Origin of the sequence: Cryobacterium sp. 10I1 (assembly GCF_035019805.1) — a bacterium.
In the GTDB taxonomy this organism is placed as follows: Bacteria; Actinomycetota; Actinomycetes; order Actinomycetales; family Microbacteriaceae; genus Cryobacterium; species Cryobacterium glucosi.
Genome location: NZ_JASJVF010000247.1, coordinates 1 through 4665, shown reverse-complemented (window position 1 = coordinate 4665; position 4665 = coordinate 1). Strand labels below are relative to the sequence as shown.

Here is a 4665-nt window from a genome sequence, read left to right as displayed (position 1 = left end):
GGGGGGGGGCCCCCCGCCACGGACCCGGCAGCCTGCCAGAAGACGTTCTTCGCGAGCGCGCCGCCGGTGAGGGTGACCCGGGTGGCGGATGCCTGGGTGATGTTCCCCGAGATCTGGAAGATGAACACGTCGGTCGGGCCGCCGTTGAGGGTGACGTCACTCGTGATCGTCACGCCGGTGTTCCACTTGTAGAGCCCGGGAGCGAGGGTGAGGCCGCCGATCTCGCCGGCGCCGAGGTCGATCGCATCCGGCAGGGTGCGACCGGCGGCATCGGTGTACGCGGTGCCCATGTCGCCGACGGCGGTCGTGAGCAGGCTCGGGGCGGTGATCTCGCAGGCGGGGCCCGCGGCATCCACGGAGTAGATCAGGCCCGTCACCTCGGGGCAGCTCAGGTGGATGGCGGCACCGGTGATGGGGCTCGCCCCGACGTTTCCCGTGATGGCCGAGGCGTAGACATCCGTCACGCCCGTCTTGGAGAGGATTGCGAAGGTGCCGGCGAGGCCGAGCGAGACGGGCGCGCGCACGGAGCCGACCGGGACGGCGGCGGAGGCGGAGCTGGCCCCGGTGGTGGTGGCGCCGACCGTGCCGACCGCCGCGAGGGCGATCGCGACCAGGAGGACGGGCAGCCACTTCCTGGCCGGCGTGGTGGTACTGGTTTCGGTGGGTGTCTGGTCGAATGCAGTCATGGTGATTCCCTTTGTTCCCGTCAGCCCGGGTCCGCGACTGCGGAGCCGGGGCAGGGCCGTCGCACGCGGCGGTCCCCGGAGCTCCATCCGGGTTACGCTCGCTGGCGGAAGTGTGCCGGGAATGCACCTCTCCAGCCACCGGGGCAGACGGGTACCGCACCTGGAACAGGTGCCCTCAGTAGCTGGAATCCAACGAATCGAATCTGTCTAACCCCCAGACTAGGGCCAGAATCCGTCGGCCCTGGACCGGGGAGTGCTGTCCGGGTGAATTCGCGAGGAACACCCGGCGCCGGCGCACCCCTGCGCCCTCGACACCTGGGGCACTAGCCGCTGCCCTGACCTAGCAGTAGGTTGCCGAGAGCGGATGCCGTCGGCGCCACGAGACGCCGGGTCGCGGCTTTCGAGGTCGCGTCAGGAGTCGTCATGTCAGAGCGTCATGTGGTCTGGTTCGAAGAGATCGGCCTCGCCGACATCCCCCAGGTCGGCGGGAAGAACGCTTCCCTCGGCGAAATGGTCGGCTCGCTCTCCGGCCAGGGGGTGCGGGTGCCCGACGGTTTCGCGACGACGGCGGATGCCTACCGCGCGTTCATCACGGAGAACGGGATCGAGTCGGCCCTGCGCCAGGCCCTCGACAGCTACCACTCCGGAGAGGCGACTCTGCGGGTCACGGGCGAGAGCCTGCGCGAGTTGTTCCTGAACGGGGAATTCCCCGAGGACACGGCCGCGGGCATCCGCTCGGCCTACCGGGAACTGTCTGCCCGCTCCGGGCAGCAGAACCTCGCCGTGGCGGTGCGGAGCAGCGCGACCGCGGAAGACCTGCCGGACGCGAGCTTCGCCGGGCAGCAGGAGACCTTCCTGAACGTGACGGGGGAGCGGGACCTGCTCGCCGCCTGCCGCCGCTGTTATGCGAGCCTGTTCACCGACCGGGCGATCAGCTACCGCGAAGTCAAGGGCTTCGACCACCTCGACGTGGCACTCTCGATCGGGGTGCAGCGGATGATCCGCTCCGACCTGGGCGGGTCCGGGGTGATGTTCTCGATCGACACCGACACCGGGTTCCCGGGTGCCGCCGTGATCAGCGCGGCCTGGGGACTCGGCGAGACCGTGGTGCAGGGCGCCGTCGACCCCGACAAGTACCTCGTGTTCAAGGCGCTGCTCGCCGACCCCGGGCTGACCCCGATCATCGAGAAGACCCTCGGCGCCAAGGCGACCAAGATGGTCTACGCCGCCGGCGGCAGCGCCCGTACCCGGGTGATCGACACTCCGCTGCGGGAGCGGAACGCGTTCGTGCTGAGCGACACTGAGATCGTGCAGCTTGCCCGCTGGGCCGTGATCGTGGAAGACCACTATGGCCGGCCGATGGACATGGAGTGGGCCAGGGACGGCGTCACCCAGGAGCTGTACATGGTGCAGGCGCGGCCGGAGACGGTGCAATCGCAGGCGAGCGGCACCGTCTTCACCGTGAGCAGGCTGCTCGAGAGCGGGCCCCTCATCGTCTCCGGCGTCGCGATCGGTGACAGCATCGCGACCGGAACCGCGTGCGTGATCCGCGACCCGGCCGACATCGACAACTTCATCGACGGCGCGATCCTCGTCACCGAGATGACCGACCCCGACTGGGTGCCGATCATGACCCGGGCATCGGGCATCGTGACCGACCACGGCGGGCCGACCAGTCACGCCGCGATCGTCAGCAGGGAGCTCGGCGTGCCAGCGGTCGTCGGCACCGGCACCGGAACCGACCTGATCCACAACGGCGCCGAGATCACGCTCTCCTGTGCAGAGGGCGACGAGGGCTTCGTCTACGCAGGCACCCTCGACTTCGAGACCGAGGAGGTGGACCTCGGCACGGTGCCGATGACGCGCACGAAGCTGATGGTGAACATCGCGAGCCCCGCCGCCGCGTTCGAGTGGTGGCGGTTGCCGGCCGCGGGCGTCGGCCTGGCCCGGATGGAGTTCATCATCAACAACCTGATCACCATCCACCCGATGGCGCTCGTGCACCCGGAGCGGGTCACCGACCGGGCCGCGCTCCGGCGCATCCACGAACGCACCCGCGGCTTCGCCGACCCGCAGGAGTACTTCGTGCAGACCCTCGCGCTCGGCATCGCGAAGCTCACCGCGCCGTACTACCCCGACCCGGTGATCGTGCGGATGAGCGACTTCAAGACCAATGAGTACGCGCACCTGCTCGGTGGCGGAGCGTTCGAGCACACCGAGGAGAACCCGATGATCGGCTTCCGCGGCGCCTCCCGCTACTACGACGACCGCTACCGTGAGGGGTTCGCGCTCGAATGCCGGGCGATCAAGCGGGTGCGCGAGGAGATCGGCTTCACCGACGTGATCGTGATGGTGCCGTTCTGCCGCACCGTGGCCGAAGCCGACAAGGTGCTCGCGGTGATGGCCGCGAACGGGCTGACCCGCGGCGAGAACGGCCTGCAGGTGTACATGATGTGCGAGATCCCCGCGAACGTGATCCTCGCCGAGGAGTTCGCGACCCGGTTCGACGGCTTCTCGATCGGGTCGAACGACCTCACCCAGCTCGTGCTCGGCGTCGACAGGGACGCCGGTGAACTCGCCGGCCTCTTCGACGAACGTGACGAAGCGGTCAAGCGGATGATCAGCGAGGCCATTCGCAAGGCTCACGCCGCCGGGATCAAGATCGGCATCTGCGGGCAGGCGCCGAGCAACTACCCGGACTTCGCGGCCTTCCTGGTGCGCGAGGGCATCGATTCGATCTCGCTCAATCCGGACAGCTTCCTGAAGACGGCGGGCATAGTCGCCGAGGCCGAGGGGCTGCTCGACACCGTATGACGGCCGGCTCCTGCGGTGCGGCGTCAGCCCTTGCTGTCGTCGTACTGCTCGAGCACGGCCTGCTCGTATTCGTACTCGGCTGCCTCGGCCGCGGCCTTCGCCTTGGTCACCCGCTGGCTGATCGCGTGCTCCGACTTCTCCAACCGGCGCGCCTCGAGCGGGCTGGAGCTCTCAAGGAGGTCCTCGAGGGTGTCCGGGTCGAGGTGCATGGCCTCGATCGCATCGGCCTCCGACCGGGCGACGGCCGCCTTGCTGCGCAGCAGTCGCACCCGCGCATCCTTCGCGTCCTGCCGCTTCGCCGCCTCGGCGTTCGCAATGTCCTCGTCACTCCCGAAGCGTTCGATGCGCTTGTCCTGGCCAGTGTCACTCATGATGCCTCCCCGTCTCCGTGGCATCGTAGCGCGGCAGCGGCGATGGGGAAACGGCCCCGAGCGGGTGACGCCGGGTCGGGTGGCGCCGGGCGTCAGTGTGGAGTGGGTGGTGTGGCTGTCGCCGGTCCAGCGGGCGTCAGCGGCGCTGGTTGCCTCGGCCGCTGGTCCAGAGCCAGCGGGCCCTGGCGGTGGCGATTCCGCCGGCGGCGAGGGCGACGATCGCCACCGGAACCGCCACGCTTACGAAGGCGTTGTGGTTCACGGCGTTGAAGTAGAGAACCCCGAGGGCGATCGCACAGCAGACGAAACCGGCGATCCCGCACATCGAAAATGTCCAGTCCTTGAGGCTGCGCATGGCTCAGGCCTCCACGGAGAACTGGGCGAGTTTCGCGCGCAGGTCGGCGTCGCTCGGCTCGACGAGGTGGCTCGCGTCGGGGAACACGATCACGGGGATCCGGGTGCGTCCACTGATCGCGTGGGCGCGGTCGGCGCCGTCCGCGACGGCCTCGAGGTCGACGTAGTCGTAGTCGAGTTCGAGTCCGTCGAGCACCTTCTTCGAGCGGCGGCAGTCGCCGCACCACTCCGCGCCGAACAGGGTGATGCGGGGGTCGAGGGGCACGGATGCTGTCGCTGCGGTCATCCGCCGATCTTACGTGGCCGCGCTGGGTATCCGTCTGCAGGGACGGACAGGGGCGGATCATAGGTTCGCCCTTTTTGGGCTCTCCTGACTCTTCCGTGGGTTAGTCCCGGCCGGGAAGCACGGGTTTGTGCCCGCCGAGGCTGAGCATTGCGAG

Annotated in this window: 5 protein-coding genes; 1 reads left to right on the top strand and 4 read right to left on the bottom strand. The window is 68.9% G+C overall.

All coding sequences use genetic code 11. The features are described 5' to 3' along the window. On the bottom strand, positions 1 to 686 hold a 686-nt coding region (locus tag QN345_RS15735; protein ID WP_323508845.1), incomplete at its 3' end, for an ice-binding family protein. A 423-nt stretch (positions 687 to 1109) separates the two neighbouring features. Here QN345_RS15735 and ppsA point away from each other — a divergent pair. Further along, positions 1110 to 3500, top strand: a complete 2391-nt coding sequence (gene ppsA / locus QN345_RS15730; protein ID WP_322135307.1) for a phosphoenolpyruvate synthase — start codon at positions 1110 to 1112, stop codon at positions 3498 to 3500. A 23-nt stretch (positions 3501 to 3523) separates the two neighbouring features. Here ppsA and QN345_RS15725 read toward each other — a convergent pair whose 3' ends face one another. From QN345_RS15725 to QN345_RS15715, 3 genes are all read right to left on the bottom strand, one after another. Then, positions 3524 to 3871: a hypothetical protein gene (locus QN345_RS15725; protein WP_134449646.1), complete on the bottom strand. Its 348-nt coding sequence runs from the start codon at positions 3869 to 3871 to the stop codon at positions 3524 to 3526. 136 nt (positions 3872 to 4007) lie between these two features. Then, positions 4008 to 4226 carry a hypothetical protein gene (locus QN345_RS15720; protein WP_134449645.1) on the bottom strand — a complete coding sequence of 73 codons (219 nt, stop codon included), beginning with the start codon at positions 4224 to 4226 and terminating at the stop codon, positions 4008 to 4010. Positions 4227 to 4229: 3 nt separating this feature from the next. Then, complete coding sequence (locus tag QN345_RS15715) at positions 4230 to 4511, bottom strand: glutaredoxin family protein (protein WP_134449644.1); 282 nt, start codon at positions 4509 to 4511, stop codon at positions 4230 to 4232. Positions 4512 to 4665 lie beyond the last annotated feature (154 nt).